The organism is Allobosea sp. (genome assembly GCF_048595345.1).
Taxonomy (GTDB): Bacteria; Pseudomonadota; Alphaproteobacteria; order Rhizobiales; family Beijerinckiaceae; genus Allobosea.
Genome location: NZ_JBMDWH010000043.1, coordinates 1 through 14,586, shown reverse-complemented (window position 1 = coordinate 14,586; position 14,586 = coordinate 1). Strand labels below are relative to the sequence as shown.

11 protein-coding genes and 1 pseudogene are annotated in these 14,586 nt (G+C 65.5%); 3 read left to right on the top strand and 9 right to left on the bottom strand.

Annotation, left to right across the window (positions count from 1 at the left end; genetic code table 11):
- Positions 1-65: 65 nt before the first annotated feature.
- Complete coding sequence (locus ACOJTB_RS05045) at positions 66-2,114, top strand: hydantoinase/oxoprolinase family protein (protein ID WP_420101427.1); 2,049 nt, start codon at positions 66-68, stop codon at positions 2,112-2,114.
- Entirely contained in the window at positions 2,111-4,102 is a 1,992-nt protein-coding gene (locus ACOJTB_RS05040) for a hydantoinase B/oxoprolinase family protein (protein WP_420101426.1), read from the top strand. Before ACOJTB_RS05045 ends, ACOJTB_RS05040 begins: the two co-directional genes overlap by 4 nt.
- A gap of 413 nt (positions 4,103-4,515) precedes the next feature.
- Here ACOJTB_RS05040 and ACOJTB_RS05035 read toward each other — a convergent pair whose 3' ends face one another.
- Genes ACOJTB_RS05035 through ACOJTB_RS05010 form a run of 6 tightly spaced genes read right to left on the bottom strand, consistent with a single transcriptional unit; the run spans position 4,516 to position 10,921 of the window.
- Positions 4,516-5,565: an alcohol dehydrogenase catalytic domain-containing protein gene (locus ACOJTB_RS05035; RefSeq protein WP_420101425.1), complete on the bottom strand. Its 1,050-nt coding sequence runs from the start codon at positions 5,563-5,565 to the stop codon at positions 4,516-4,518.
- A gap of 35 nt (positions 5,566-5,600) precedes the next feature.
- On the bottom strand, positions 5,601-7,037 hold the full coding sequence (locus tag ACOJTB_RS05030; protein WP_420101424.1) for an aldehyde dehydrogenase family protein: 1,437 nt from the start codon (positions 7,035-7,037) through the stop codon (positions 5,601-5,603).
- A 38-nt stretch (positions 7,038-7,075) separates the two neighbouring features.
- Complete coding sequence (locus ACOJTB_RS05025) at positions 7,076-7,870, bottom strand: ABC transporter permease (RefSeq protein ID WP_420101423.1); 795 nt, start codon at positions 7,868-7,870, stop codon at positions 7,076-7,078.
- A gap of 10 nt (positions 7,871-7,880) precedes the next feature.
- The gene (locus tag ACOJTB_RS05020; RefSeq protein WP_420101422.1) at positions 7,881-8,711 is read right to left on the bottom strand and encodes an ABC transporter permease; all 831 of its coding nucleotides are present in this window, start codon (positions 8,709-8,711) and stop codon (positions 7,881-7,883) included.
- 27 nt (positions 8,712-8,738) lie between these two features.
- A complete protein-coding gene (locus ACOJTB_RS05015) occupies positions 8,739-9,812 on the bottom strand; it encodes an ABC transporter substrate-binding protein (protein ID WP_420101421.1) in 1,074 nt (357 codons plus the stop codon).
- A gap of 35 nt (positions 9,813-9,847) precedes the next feature.
- Entirely contained in the window at positions 9,848-10,921 is a 1,074-nt protein-coding gene (locus ACOJTB_RS05010) for an ABC transporter ATP-binding protein (protein WP_420101420.1), read from the bottom strand.
- 119 nt (positions 10,922-11,040) lie between these two features.
- Between ACOJTB_RS05010 and ACOJTB_RS05005 the strand changes: the two genes are divergently transcribed.
- Positions 11,041-11,913 (top strand): TetR/AcrR family transcriptional regulator, encoded by an 873-nt coding sequence (locus ACOJTB_RS05005; protein ID WP_420101419.1) that lies wholly within the window; start codon positions 11,041-11,043, stop codon positions 11,911-11,913.
- On the opposite strand, the gene ACOJTB_RS05000 is transcribed toward ACOJTB_RS05005, so the two are convergent.
- The 3 genes and pseudogenes from ACOJTB_RS05000 to ACOJTB_RS04990 form a co-directional block, all read right to left on the bottom strand.
- Positions 11,903-13,240 carry an NAD(P)/FAD-dependent oxidoreductase gene (locus tag ACOJTB_RS05000; protein ID WP_420101418.1) on the bottom strand — a complete coding sequence of 446 codons (1,338 nt, stop codon included), beginning with the start codon at positions 13,238-13,240 and terminating at the stop codon, positions 11,903-11,905. The two genes, ACOJTB_RS05005 and ACOJTB_RS05000, sit on opposite strands and share 11 nt — an antisense overlap.
- 2 nt (positions 13,241-13,242) lie before the next feature.
- The gene (locus tag ACOJTB_RS04995; RefSeq protein ID WP_420101417.1) at positions 13,243-14,148 is read right to left on the bottom strand and encodes an alpha/beta hydrolase; all 906 of its coding nucleotides are present in this window, start codon (positions 14,146-14,148) and stop codon (positions 13,243-13,245) included.
- Positions 14,149-14,450: 302 nt separating this feature from the next.
- A pseudogene (locus ACOJTB_RS04990) lies at positions 14,451-14,586 on the bottom strand (dihydrodipicolinate synthase family protein); the annotation flags it as partial.

The following is a 14,586-nucleotide window of genomic DNA, read 5'->3' as shown; positions in this document are numbered from 1 at the left end:
CCCGCCGTGATCCGCGAGCGCGGCTGACAGATCGCGCTCGCATCTAAGATCATCCGGAGGATTCCATGGGTTATCGTGTGGGCGTCGACATCGGCGGCTCGTTCACCGACTTTGCGCTGTTCGACGAGGAGACGCAGAGCCTGAAGACACTGAAGACCTTCTCGCGCCCCGACCAGCCGGGTGCCGAGGTCATGGAGGGCCTGCGCCTGATCGGCGAGCGTTACGGGATCACGCCGGCAGACGTCTCTTACTTCACCCATGGAACCACCGTCGGCATCAACACGGTGATCCAGCGCAAGGGGCTCAAGCTCGCGCTGTTCACCACCGAAGGCTTCCGCGACGTGCTCGAGGTCGCGCGGCTGAAAATCCCGGACATGTACAACCTGCTGTCCAAGCGGCCGGAGCCGCTGATCCCGCGCGATCGGGTCTTCGGTGTCGGCGGGCGGCTGCTGGCGGATGGCACCGAGGCCCGCCCGCTGGATGAGGCCAGTGTGATCCGCGCTGTCGAAGCGGTGAAGGCCGCAGGCTGCGAAGGCATCGTCGTGTCCTTGCTGCACGCCTACCGCAACCCGGCCCATGAATTGGCGGTCAAGGCCATCGTCTCGCGCACCGCGCCCGACATCCCAGTCTTCGCCTCGAGCGAGACCTGGCCGATCATCCGCGAGTATGAGCGCACCATCACGGCGACGATCGGCGCCTATGTGCAACCGCGCGTCTCGCATTATCTCGGCTCGCTGCAGGCGGCCCTGAAGCAGGCCGGCGTGACGCCGGAACCACGGCTCACAAAGTCCAATGGCGGCGTGATGACCGCCGAGCAGGGTAAGAGCGAGTGCGTGCAGATGATTCTGTCGGGCACAGCCTCAGGCGTCATCGGCGCCGCCTATGTCGCGGAGGTTTCCGGCATCGAGCGCTGCATGAGCCTGGATATCGGCGGCACGTCGGCCGACGTGGCGGTCATCGTCGACGGCCAGCCGCAATATGGGGTCGGCGAACTGATCGGCGAGTTCCAGATCTACATTCCCTCTGTCTCCGTCTCCTCGATCGGCGAAGGCGGCGGGTCGATCGCCTGGGTCGATGCGCAGGGCGTGCTCAAGGTGGGGCCGGAAAGCGCCGGCTCACGCCCAGGCCCCGCTTGCTACGGCCGCGGCGGCGAGCGGGCCACGATCACCGATGCCTTCGCAGCGCTCGGCCTCGTCGGCCTCTCCGAGATCGGCTACTCGGCCGTCACGATCGATCGAGAGAAAGCGCGCCACGTCGTCGGCGAACTCGCGACGAAGCTCGGACGCACCATCGAGGAAACCGCCGAGGCGATCATCCGCATCGCCGTTTCCGGCATGTACACCGACGTCAGCGCGCTGGTCTCCCGCTTCGGCATCGATCCGCGCGATTTCTCATGTCTTGCCTTCGGCGGTGCCGGCCCGATGATGGCCTGCTTCCTGGCGCGCGAGCTCAACATGCGCGAGACGGTGGTGCCCCCGACGCCTGGCGTGCTCTCGGCACTGGGCGGACTGATCGCGGACATCAAGAACGACTTCATCAAGACGCTCTACAGCGATCTTGTCCCGGAAATGGGAGAGACGATCCGCAGCGATTTCGCGGCGCTCGAAACGAAGGCCACGACGTGGCTGCACGACGATCAGGGCTATGTCGGCGAGAGCCGCCTGATCTACTCGGCCGAGATGCGCTATCGCGGCCAGTCCTTCGAGCTCGATACTCCGCTGGACCCGGCCGTTGTTGCGCGCGGCGATATCGAAGCGATGGCTCAGGCCTTCCACGCCGAGCATGAGCGGGTCTATGGCCACAGCGATCCGAAGGCGGCCGTGCAGATCATCTCCTTGCGGCTCGTCATCAGCGGGCGCAACGCACGCCCGCAGTTCAAGCGCCATCCCCTTGTGTCGGAAGCGGCGACGCCTCGTCGCCACGCCGAGGTCTGGCTCGACGGGGCATTGCGCAGCGTCGCGGTCTTCGCCCGCGCCGACCTCAGGCCGGGTCAGAGCTTCGCCGGTCCCGCTGTCGTCACGCAGGACGACTGCACCACGGTGGTTCTGCCGAACATGACCGTCAGCATCGACGAATACGCCAATCTTCGCATCGTTCCGGAGACCCAGCCGTGAAACTGGACAATACCACGCTGCAGGTGCTCGCCAATTACTGCGCGGCCGCTGCGGAGAGCATGGGCTGGACGCTGATGCGCACCGCCTATTCCACCTTCGTCAAGGAGACGGAGGACTTTTCCTGCCAGGTGCTGACCCGCGACGGGCTGACGGTGGCCTCGCCCAAGACGTTCGGCGCGACCTGGTATACCGGACTCGACTATGGCGACGTGATCAAGCGCTTCGACTATCAGGAAGGCGACATCTGCATCACCAGCGATCCCTATGCCGGCCATGTCGCGACGCATACGCCCGACATCCACATGTGGAAGCCGGTTTTCCGTGACGGCGAGATCGTCTGCTTCGTCGGCAATCACATCCACAACACCGATGTCGGCGGTGCCGTGCCGGCGACGCTGTCGCGCACGCTGACCGAGATCCAGCAAGAAGGCCTGCGCATCCCGCCGATGCGGCTGATGCGCGGTGGCGTGCTGAACCAAGACCTGCTCGACATCATCGCCCACAATGTCCGCCTGCCGGAGCAGAACTGGGGCGACCTCAACGCCCAGATCGCCTGCGCCAATGTCGGCGAGCGCAAGATCCATGAGATCCTCGACCGCTTCGGCAAGGACAATTTCGTCGCCGGGCTCGACCAGTTGCTCGACTATGCCGAGAGCCAGGCCCGCGCCGTCATCAGGACGATTCCCGATGGCGAGTATTTCTTCGCCGATTATGCCGACGAGGACGAGGCCGGCGGCTACCCCGTCCGCGTCGCAGTCAACCTGAAGGTGCATGGCGACACGCTGACGCTCGATTTCACGGGCTCGGACCCACAGCTCGCGACCTCCCACAACATGCCCACGGGTGGCAAGGAGCGCCATGCATTGGTGACGGTGGGAACAGTGTATGCGCTCTACTGCCTCGACCCGACGATGATGCTGAATGCAGGGCTGATGCGGCCCACGCGCGCCATCCTGCCCGAGGGCACGATCATGAACGCCGTCGAGCCCGTCGCCGTCGGCATGCGGACGCTCGCCTGCACCCTTGCCCAGACCGTGACTCTCGGCGCGTTCTGCCGCGCTCTCCCGGACCGGATGCCGGCCTCTCCGGCGAGCTCCGTGACGCTGATGAACGTCAAGACCAGCACCCGTTCGGGAAGGCCGATCATGGCCTCTGTCGGCCCGGTCGGCGGAGGAGCCGGCGGCAGCGCCTTCGGCGACGGCGCCGACGGCAGCGGCGCCAATCTCTCCTTCCTGAAGAACACGCCGGTCGAGATCAGCGAGGCGGAGATCCCGGTCAAGATCCACCGCTACGGTCTCGTTCCGGATTCAGGCGGCCCCGGAGAGTATCGCGGCGGAACCGGCCTGGAGATGGAACTCCAGCTCGATCAGCCGCAGTCCATGGTGACCGCGCGCAATCGCGACCGCTCGGTGATCTCGGCCTGGGGGCTTCGCGGCGGTCGCTCCGGCGCGGTGTCCCGCTTCGTCAAGAACCCAGGGACGCCGAAGGCGATCGAGCTGGGCTCGCAGGACGTGGTGAAATGCGATCCCGGCGACGTCATTCTGATCCAGGGGCCAGGCGCCGGCGGCTATGGCTCGCCATTTGACCGGCCCGCGGAAAAGGTCATGACCGATGTCCGGCGCGGGCTGGTTTCGGCGGAAAAAGCGCGCTCCGACTACGGAGTGGTGCTCACGAGCGACGGCACCGTCGACGAGGGGGCCACGGCGGCCTTGCGCGCGAGCCTGCGCAGCAAGCTGGACGAAGCCGAGTTCGGTCACGGCCCGGGCCGGCTCTGCTTCGAAGCAGTCTGGACGCCGGAGCGCTACGACGCTCTGACGCGGATCCTCGCTGCGCTGCCCGTGACCTGGCGCTATTTTGTGAAGCACGAGATCTTCCGCAGTGTTGCCGCGCTCCCGGACGGCTCAGGCGACGGAGCAGCCGGCGTCGAAGCCGCTTACGCGACACTCGCCGAGCGTTTTACCGATCTTCCGCAAGTGCTTGGCGTGTAACAGCGCAAACCTGGAACCTTGCGGGGCGATCGCTTGGTCCGCGGCTGCCCCGGCCGCTGAACAGGACGACGGCGCCATCATGCGCCGAACCCCTCGATGCTAACCTTCCAATGCGTCGCAATCGACCGGATGGAAGCAGTATACCTCGCTGCCTTGCGCTCGAATGGTCGCACCGGGCCTCGTCGTCCCGCAGTTCTCCAGGGCCCGTGGGCATCTGCTTGCGAAGTTGCACCCGGTCGGGCTCGGTTTGGCCTCGTCATTGGTCGCTGCCCCGCTCATTCGGCTCACTGCGCATAGGTCCGCAACGGGCCGTTAGCTCACGCGTAGAACGATTTCCAAGTGCTGCCGCCCAGCTTCAGAGCTGAGTCTGGCTGCCACCTTGACCTTGCAGCGCCGCCGATCGTTCCGGCCCGTCAAGGCGCGAGCACGAGCCGACCCCGGACCTTGCCGGCGTCCAGCTGTCGGATCGCTTCGTTGACGGTGTCCATGGCCAAGACCGAAACCGGGATCGGCATGAGCTTTCCTGCTTCCGCCAATCGCACCACGTCGCGTAGGTCCTCGACGGTACCTGTGATGCTTCCCTGCACCGTCAGCGACGCTCCGGTGAGGAGTGGCAGCGGGACGGGCAGCTCGCCGCCGTAAAGGCCGACCTGGACCATCCGGCCGCCCTTGCCGAGCAGGTCGAAAGCCAGGAGTGCAGTCTCGGAACTGTTGACGAAATCCAGGACGTTGTCGACCTTGCCGCCGATCGCTTCGATGAGCGATGCGGGTCCCATCCCCTCCGGAGTCGCGATGAAGCGTTTTGCGCCGGCGGCGAGCGCGTCGGCCTCCCGAGCGGGGTCGCGCTCCAGCGCGATGATGGAGCGATGGCCGAGCGCGTGCAGCACCGAAATCGCGGTCAGCCCAACCCCTCCGGTTCCAATCGTCACGACAGGTTCGCTCGGGTCGAAGGGCTCTATCTTGCGGATGGCACAGCGCACGGTGAGCCCGGCGCAGGCGAGCGGGGCGGCCTGTTCGGGAGAGAGCTTACCCAGCGGGATCGCATAACGCTCGTGCGGAACGGCGACGCGCTGGGCGAAGCCGCCATGGTTCCCGAAGCCAAGGCTGCGCGTCGGCTCGCGGCACATATTGTCCTGCCCCGCCTTGCAGCGCTTGCACACGCCGCAGCCGAACCAAGGATAGACGATGACCTGCTCCCCGAGGCGTCTTCCGCCGACGGCGGGCCCCATCTCCACGATGCGCCCCACGATCTCGTGACCCATGGCGATCGGCGTAGCCGGCTTCGGCCGGCGGACGATGCCGCGGCTGCCGAGATTGGAAATGCCCTGCCATTTATGCAGGTCGGAATGACACAGCCCGCAATGGCTGACCTCGATGACCAGACCCTCAGCACCCGCATCCGGCTCGGCGATCTCTTCGCATTCCAGGGCCGCGCCGTGGTCGCGGTTGAGCCAGGCTTTCATTCGATCGAATCCTTGAACAGAGACGCGACGCCGGCTCAGGCGGACCAGCCGCCGACCGCCTTCACCTCGAGAAAATCGTGCAGCCCCCAGATGCCGGCTTCGCGCCCATTGCCGGACTGCTTCATGCCGCCGAACGGCGCGCCGGGGCCGCGCGGGACTCCGTTCACCTCGACCATCCCGGATCGCAGGGCGCGTGCGACCCGGCGCGCCCGTTCGGGATCGGCCGTCTGCACATAGTTGGTCAGGCCATAGGGCGTGTCATTGGCGATCGCGACCGCCTCGTCCTCGGTATCGAAGGGGATCATCGTCAGGACGGGCCCGAAGATTTCCTCGCGGGCGATCGTCATCTCGTTGGTCGCGTCGGCGAACACGGTCGGACGCACATAGAAGCCGCTGTTGGTGTCCGCAGGCAGGCCAGGACCACCGGCGACCAGCCTGGCGCCCTCGGCCATTCCCGTCTGGATCAGCGTCTGGATCTTGTCCCATTGCGCACGGTTCACCACAGGCCCCAGATGCGCGCCTTCCTGGGAAGGCGGCCCCACGGTGAGACTTCCGGCGACTTCGGCTGCGGTGCGAACGGCGCGCTCGTAGATCTCGCGCTGCACCAGCATGCGGCTCGGCGCGTTGCAGGACTGGCCGCTGTTGTTCATCATCTGCCGCACGCCGCGCTCCACCGCCTTGGGGTCGGCATCGGCGAAGATCAGGTTGGCCCCTTTCCCGCCGAGCTCGAGATGGACGCGCTTCAGCGTGTCGGCGGCGGCTTTCGAGATTGCGACGCCCGCCCGTGTCGAGCCGGTGAAGCTCACCATGTCGACATCGGGATGCGTGGTGAGCATCGTGCCCGCTCCGGCGCCATCGCCATTGACGAGATTGAAGACCCCCTTCGGCAGGCCGGCGGCATCCATGCATTCGGCATAGACCAGTGCGCTGAGCGGGCTTTCCTCCGAGGGTTTGAGCACCATGGTGCAGCCGGCGATGAGCGCGGCGATGGTCTTGAGCGAGATCTGGTTCAGCGGCCAGTTCCAGGGCGTGATCAAGGCGCAGACGCCGACAGCTTCATGGATGATCCGTGTTCCGGGATCTTCGGCAGACAGAAGCTGCTCGAACGAAAAGCCGCGGGCCGCCGCGAGAAAGCCCTTGGTGTGCTTGACGGCGAGGGGAGCCTGCGCCCGCCGCGCTAGATCGATCGGCGCGCCCATCTCCAACGAGACCGCCTGCGCCACATCCTCCATGCGGCGCTCATAGGCGGTCAGAAACCGTTCGACGGAGGCAATGCGGTCGCTCGGGGAGGTCGACATCCAGCCCGGCAGCGCGGCCTTCGCGGCGGCGACGGCCCGATCGACGTCGGCACGTCCCGCAAGCGAGATGACGGCGCAGGGCCGTTCCGTGGACGGATCGATCACCTTGAGGTCATGTCCGTCGATCGGATCGACCCAGGCACCGTCGATGTAGAATTGGCGTTTTTCGATCATGATCGTTCTTGCGAAAGTGGGTCAGGGGGAGCGGCGCGTCAGCCGCGGTTCTCGATGAAGAGCTGCAGGCCGACGAGGCGGTTGATGACGTAGACCATGATCAGAGTCAGCCCCATCAGCAGCGTCGAGACGGCCGCGATCGCAGGGCTCGCGGACGCCTGGATGTCGGACAGGATCTTCACCGGCAGCGTCGTCAGGTCGACGCCGATCAGGAAGACCGAGACAGTGACCTCGTCGAAGGACACGATGAAGCTGAAGAGAAACGCGCTGACGAGGGCCGGCCTCAGCATCGGGAGGGTGATCTTGCGGAAGACGGTAACCGGGTCGGCTCCCAAGGTCGCCGCCGCCTCCTCGACGGAGAGATCGTGCTGACGCAGCCCGTTCACGATCGGGGCGTAGACGAACGGCATCACCAGGATGAGGTGGGCGAGGACGAGACCGGGGAAGCTGCCGCGCAGGCCGAGGAACAGGATCAGCGAGAACAGTGCCATGGCCAGCGCCGCATGCGGCAGCAGCAGCGGGAGCTGCACCAAAAGCTCGAACAGGTTCTTGGCCGGCACCCTGCGGCGAGTGGTGACGAGCGCGGCCAGAAAGCAGACGAAGGTCGTCACCGTCGCGGCGACGGTGGCGAGTGCGACGCTGGTGAGGAAGGCCTTGCCCCAGACCCATGAGGTGAGCACTTCCGCATACCAGCGGAAGGACAGCCCCCGAGGCGGAAATTCGAGGTAACCGCGCGGCGTGACCGAAGCCAGCACCACGACCAGGATCGGCGCGAGGATGAAGGTGAATGCCGCAACGGCGAAAGCGGTAAGCGCTGCCTGGCCGGGTTTCATCGCACGCTCCTCAGGCCCGCCGGCTCGGCAGTTTGCGTGTCGCCCAGCGATCGACCAGTTGGAAAGGAATGACGGCGATCGCTGCGGAGCCCGTCAGCACGATGGCCGCAGCCGAGGCGGCCGGGAAATTGTAGTAGAGCAGCATCTGGTTGTAGATCATCGTCCCCAGCATGTTCTGCTGCTGCCCCCCGAGCAGGAGCGGTGTGACGATGGCGCCGAGCGTCAGCAGGTAGACGAGGCTGGCCGCCGTCGCGACGCCCGGCAGCGACAACGGCAGGACCACCCTGGTGAACACCTTGACCGGAGAGGCGCCCAGAGCGGTGCCCGCCTCGAGCAGGCTCCGGTCGATCTTCACATAGACCGAGAGGATCGCCAGAACCGCGAAGGGAATGAAGATGTGTACGAGGCCGACGATGACGCCGCCGTCGTTGAACATCAGCGGCAGAGGCCTGTCGATGATCCCCGCCGACCTGAGCATGGAGTTGATGAGGCCGCGGGGCCCCAGGATCACCACCCAGCCATAGGTACGCACCACGATCGACACCATGAGCGGCATCAGGATCAGGACGAGGTAGATGACCTTCTGGCGCCGCGCCATGAAGACGGCCAGCGGATAGGCCAGGAGGACGCAGATGATGGTGACTTCCAGGGCGATCCCGTGCGTGTACCAGAACACGCGCATCGCCTCGGGCCTGTTCAGGAAGCCCGCGACCTGCGCGACGGACGCCCCGGAGGGGCTCGTGAACGCCTGCTGGACGAGCGTGCCCACACCTGTCAGCAGCCCGATCAGCAAGCCGATGCAGGGCAGGAGCAGCAGTAGCGATGCCCGGCCGAAGCTCATGAGCGATCCTCGCGTCCCGGTCGCGGCTCAGCCAAGCGCCGCCTCGATCTTCTTGATCAGGTCCTCACGGGTCGACTCGATATAGGCCCAGTCGGGATTGTAGGTCTTCCTGATGATCTCCTCGCGGGTATAGCCGAGGCGCTTCACCAGCAGATCGTCGTCGATCTTCGCGGTCGAGTTCAGGGGAATGTAGCCCGAGGCCGCGAAATTGCGCTCCTGCGGGGCCGCCGTCGCTGCGAACTTTGCGAATTCGAGAGCCGCCCCCCTATGTGGCGCGTTCTTGGGAATGACGAAGACGTAAGGGATCATCAGCGCACCTTCATCGGGAATGGCGCATTCAACATTGGTGGCGCCTTCCTGTTTCAGGATCCAGACCTGGCTCGAGTAATAGGCTGAGGCCACTGCGTCGCCGCGCTGAAGAAGCTGCTGGTTCTGCGCCATGGAGGTGTAGGCGGTCAGCGCGTTGTCGGAGACCGCCTTGTACTGCTTGATCCCGGCATCGAGCTGCTTCTGATCACCGGTCAGCATATGCGCGTACCACGGCACATCGTAGAGGGACGCGAAGACCGGCTTGGTCAGCGTGACCTGCCCCTTCCACTTCCGGTCCGCGAGCGCCTTCCAGGAGGTGAAATCGGCCTTCTTGGAGAAATCCGTGTTGTAGCAGAGGCCATAGAAGATGAACTGGATCGGGATGCCGGCGATATGCTCGCTGTCGAGCATCGGCAGCATCGCCTTCGGCACATCCTTGAGCGCAGGGAAGTCGGCAAGCTTGAGCGTCTCAGTGACGCCCATCTTGTTCAGCTTCATGGCGCCCGAATAGGAGTGATAGGACGAGTTGTAGATCTGAGAGGAGGCGTTCGACATCAGCGCCGTCTCGGTCGAGGGCACCTCGACGATCTTGAAGGGGATCCCGGTCTCCTTCGTGAAGAGCTCGCCATAGGACTTGCGGAAGGCATCGGCGACGCCACCGCCGAAATTGCACTGGATGATCTCGCCCTTGCCCTGAGCGAAGGCCTGCCGGGTGATCACCGCGGGAGCGGCGAGCGTGGCCATGCCGCCAGCGATCAGGCAACGGCGGTTCAGGAGCATGATATCGGACATGACTAACTCCGCTCTGATTGTTCGATGTTCTCGTGTCAGGCTGCCGGCAGGGCGACGCAGCCACCCTCTTCCCAATGGATCTGCACTGTTTCGCCCGGAGCGAAGCCGGCCTCCTGCGGCCGATGCGGCGTGCGCACCTTGATTTCGCGACCGCCGGCCGAAACCAGATAGCGGGTGCCGCTCCCCATGAAGGTCCGGTCCGTCACGACGCCCGGCAACCCGTCGGCAGGCGCCCCGGAGCCGAGCCGCAGATAATCGGGCCGGACCATCAGCTCGACGCGATCGCCGGCCCGAAATCCGCTGCCGCGCGCACGGACCACCTGCGTTCCTTGATCGAGCTGGACGCCGACCGACTGGTCGCCGGCATCCAGGATGCAGCCGGAGAAGACGTTGGTCTCGCCGACGAAATTCGCGACGAAGAGCGATGCCGGCGTGTCGTAGATCTCCTGCGGAGCGCCCAGTTGCTCGATGCGTCCCTGGTTCACGACGGCGATCCGGTCCGACATGCTCATCGCCTCCTCCTGATCGTGCGTGACGAAGACGAAGGTGGTGCCGACCTGCCTCTGGATGCGCTTGAGCTCGTCCTGCATCTGCTGACGCAGCTTGAGGTCGAGAGCGGAGAGCGGCTCGTCGAGGAGGAGCACAGCCGGTTGGGTGACGAGCGAGCGGGCCAGGGCGACGCGCTGCTTCTGCCCTCCGGAAAGCTGATGGATCAGCCGGTCTTCATAGCCCCCGAGCCCGACCATCTTGAGAGCGTCAGCGGCTTTGCGCCGCGCGACGCTCGGGGCCTCCTTGCGCAGCAGCAGGCCGAACATCACGTTCTCGCTCACGTCCATGTGCGGGAAAAGCGCCAGGTTCTGCATCACCATGCCGATCGGCCGGCGATAGGTCGGAACCCTGGTGACATCCTGTCCGTCGATCAGGATGCGGCCTGCGGTCGGCGCCTCGAAGCCCGCGATCATCCGCAGCAGAGTGGTCTTGCCGCAACCCGAGGGCCCGAGCAGCGTCAGGAACTCCGAGCCCCGGATATGCAGATCGACGCCCCGCACCGCCTCGACGAGGCCATAGCGCTTCACGGCGCCTTCAACCTGCACTTCGCCTGCGGACATCGAAGCTGGCTTTCCTTTTTTCGGGGAACCCTTCGCTCACGCTATCGGGTGCCACCCGCTAGTCAAGACTATATTTTGTGTAGATATACAAATTTTATTCGGATAAAGTTTTTGCGTTGATGGCCTGTGGCTTCTCATCACCCGACGAGCGGGGCACCTTCCGCGCGCCGGGTGGGGCGGTGCAGACGGTTGACCATGCCAGCCTCATCGACGAGACATCATCGCTGCCGGCTTGTTCGCCTGGCGCAGCCAATCGCACGGGAGCGCCGAGAGCCATGACCGCAAAGCGCGCCGCAACCAAAGCCGCTTCCAGGCGCGCTCCGCCTGCAGCGAAGCCGGTGTTAGCGGTCGAAAATCCTAAAGAAACGGCTGGAGCGCCGTTGGGACTCCGGGATCGGCAGAGGCTGCGCAGGCACAGGGCGATCATTTCGGCCGCCGCGGATCTCTTCGCCGCCAAAGGCTTCGCCGAGACGACGATGGAGGATATCGCCGCTCTCGCGGAGGTCTCTCCCCCGACGATCTACAACTACTTTCGGTCGAAGAGCGACATCCTGCTGGGCCTGCTCGAAATCAGCAAGGAACTGATGGACGCGCCGCTCGACCGGATCATCGACGATCCGAAAGGCGACGCGATCGACGTCATCTGCGAATTCGTCCGCATCGACCTGGAGGACGGCTTCGACTACCGGCAGAAAAACGTCTGGCGCATGATCTCTGCGGCGGCTCTGGAAGCGCAGGACGAAAGGCGCGCTGCCTACATCCAAGCGCAATCGATTTTCACGGGCAAGCTCGAGAGGCTCATCCGGCAGATGCAGCGGCGAGGAAGCGTCGATCCGGAGATCGATCCGCTCACCGCCGCGCAGATCCTGAACGCCATCACACGGGATTGCTTCCGCCTCTATTTCATCATCGAGGCGATGAGCATCGAGGAGATGCATGCCCGCCTGCGCCGTCAGGTCGAACTGGTCTGGCGCGGCTTGGTCAAGAGCTAGGGCGCGCGGCGCGGGCGAGCCGGTCGCGGCGACGCTGTTTCGCCTTCGCCAGAGCGAGCGAAGGAGCGACCCCCATCGGCCAGAACGGCTGGAACGCGATCGGTCGGATGGGTGTGATCGGGAAGATCGGCTCGGCAGGGGCCCCTGACAATGTCGCCGCCAGGAGTCTCGCCATGTCCTGCCCGAGGACCGTGGCCATGGCGACGCCGCGGCCGTTATAGCCGAGGCAGGCCAGGCCGGTCTCTCCGATCCTGTGCACATGCGGATAATGGTCCGCCGTCAGGGCGAGCCGACCGTTCCAGCCGAACTCCCAACCGACTGCGCCGATCCCGGGCCACAGACATTCGGCCAGAGCGGCGAGAGCGGGAAAGGCCTGCGGGCCGCTGCGATCCGCCATTTTGCCGCGACCACCGAAAATGAGCCGCCCTTCGGCATCGACTCGGTAATAGGTCGTGATCGCACCGGTTTCGAACACGGATTCGCCGCCCGCTACAATGCGCGACCGCAGGGTGGGCGGGAGGGGCCGCGATGCGAGAACGGCGCTGAACACGGGCAGCACCGATCGCGCCAGGCCTGGGACGAGCGGCCCCGAATACCCGTTGGTGGCGAACAATACGGCATCAGCTGTGAGCGACCCATGAGGAGTCTTCAGCAGCCAGCCGTCCTTGGCTTGTTCGGCGCTCAGGACCGGGCTGTCGGCCAAGATGCTCGCCCCCGAGCGCTCAGCCGCGGTCGCGAGGCCGAGCACGTATCTCAAAGGGTTGAGCTGACCGCCTTTCGGATCGAGCAGCCCGCCGCTGTAGAGCGTTGCTCCCGTCGCGCTGGCGACCTCGCTGCCGGACAGCAGGCGATAGTCGACGCCGTGCCTGGCGGCATCCTCGGCCAGTCCCCCAAGATCGGCCAGCGTCCCGCTGTCGACGGCCGCCCGCAACGTGCCGCCTCTGTGGATCTCGCAGTCGATGCCATGCTCTTCGACGAGTGCGAAGACCCGGTCGGACGCAGCCTGGGAGAGCCGCATCGCCTCCTCGCCCAGATCGCGGCGCACTTGCCCTGGCGGGTATTTCAGCCCGGGATTCAACTGCCCGCCATTGCGGCCGGACGCGCCCCATCCCGGCGCATTCGCCTCGAGCACGACGCAGTCGATGCCGGCTTTCACCAGCGCGAGAGCCGCCGCCAGCCCGGTAAAGCCCGCCCCGACGATGGCGACGACCGTCTTTCTCCGGCCGGTCAGCGGAACGTGCGCCGGTGGGGGGCTCGCAAGACGATGGGCGTAGAGACTGTCCGGATAGGGGAGTCCTGCCTGCGTCCTCACGCGATCGATCAGCATGGTCAGGTCATGTGGCTGGCGAGGAAGTCGCAGATGAACTTATATTCCGCGGCAGCTTGTGGACCCGTGAAACGCGCCCTCATGAAGCCATGGATCATCCCCCTTGCCGTTCTGACGGTCACGTCGTTGCCTGCCAGGACCAGCTTCGCCGCATAGGCCCTGCCGGCGTCCCGGATCGGGTCGAACTCGGCCATATGCACCAGAGTGGGCGGAAGGCCCTCGAGATCATCGGCCATTACGGGAAATGCGACCGGATCGTCGAGCCAGGGACCATCCGGAAACAGCAACTGTCCGAATTCCGTCGTGCGCGCTGCGGTGAGCCCAAAGCCGGTGGCAAAATCGACCATAGACCCTGCGTCAGGGATGGGACCCGCATTGGCGTAGATCACGGCCTGCGCCCGGATCCGTGGTCCACCTTCGATGTTGGCCTTCTGGCTCAGCGAGGCGGCGAAGCGCCCGCCGGCGCGGGCGCCGCCGACGACCAGCCTGCCCGGATCGATGCCGATCGCCGGTCCCTGCGCGACCGCCCATAGCAGCGCGGTCCAGCAATCGTCGAACCCCGCCGGCCAGGGATGCTCGGGAGTCAGCCGGTAGTCGACGCTGATGACGGTGGCGCCAGTCTCCGCCGCAAAACCCCAGGCTATCGAATCCGAACTGTCGAGGTCTCCCAGCATATAGCCGCCGCCGTGCATGTAGAGCATGCACGGCGTGAGGCCCGCCGCAGCCTTCGGTCGGTAGATCCTGACCGGGACCGAAAGCCCTGAATTCGACGCGACCGTGTCGCGCACGTCCAGTGTATCGGGGTGGGGGCGCGACAAGCGAGCCGCATAGGCGTTCCAGCTCTCGCGCTGCTCGCGGACGCTCTGCCCCGGAGGCGTGGGACGGCGCGCGTCGACGAGCACCTGCATGTCGGGATGAAGTTGGAAGCGCTCGCTATCGTTCACAGCCACCGGTCCCTCCGCCTTCCAAGAACATCCGCCCTGTCGCAGTGGAGACTAGGTCATATTAATTTGATATCGCAACCCAATATTTTATTGGAATTAATTATTTCGCGTCGTCTTATGGCCTGGGCGTCCGCGAAGCGAGCAGCGGTGGCTGATCGCCGCGCCATCCGCGTACCGACCAGTGCGGCGCGCGCGGCCTCACACCCTTTGGCTGGTCGTGGGCATGACGCTCAGGTTTGCTCGTGGCGCAAAGCGCCGGCCGCGCTTCAGATCCTCGCCCTCGGATCGGTCTTCGCCACCCGCGCGAGCAGGTAGTCGATTTCGGCCCTGGCGGCGGCGGTGATGGCCGAGCCCGGCTTGCGCTGGGCGTCGCTTGCCAGGATGCCGCGCTTCATCAGCGTG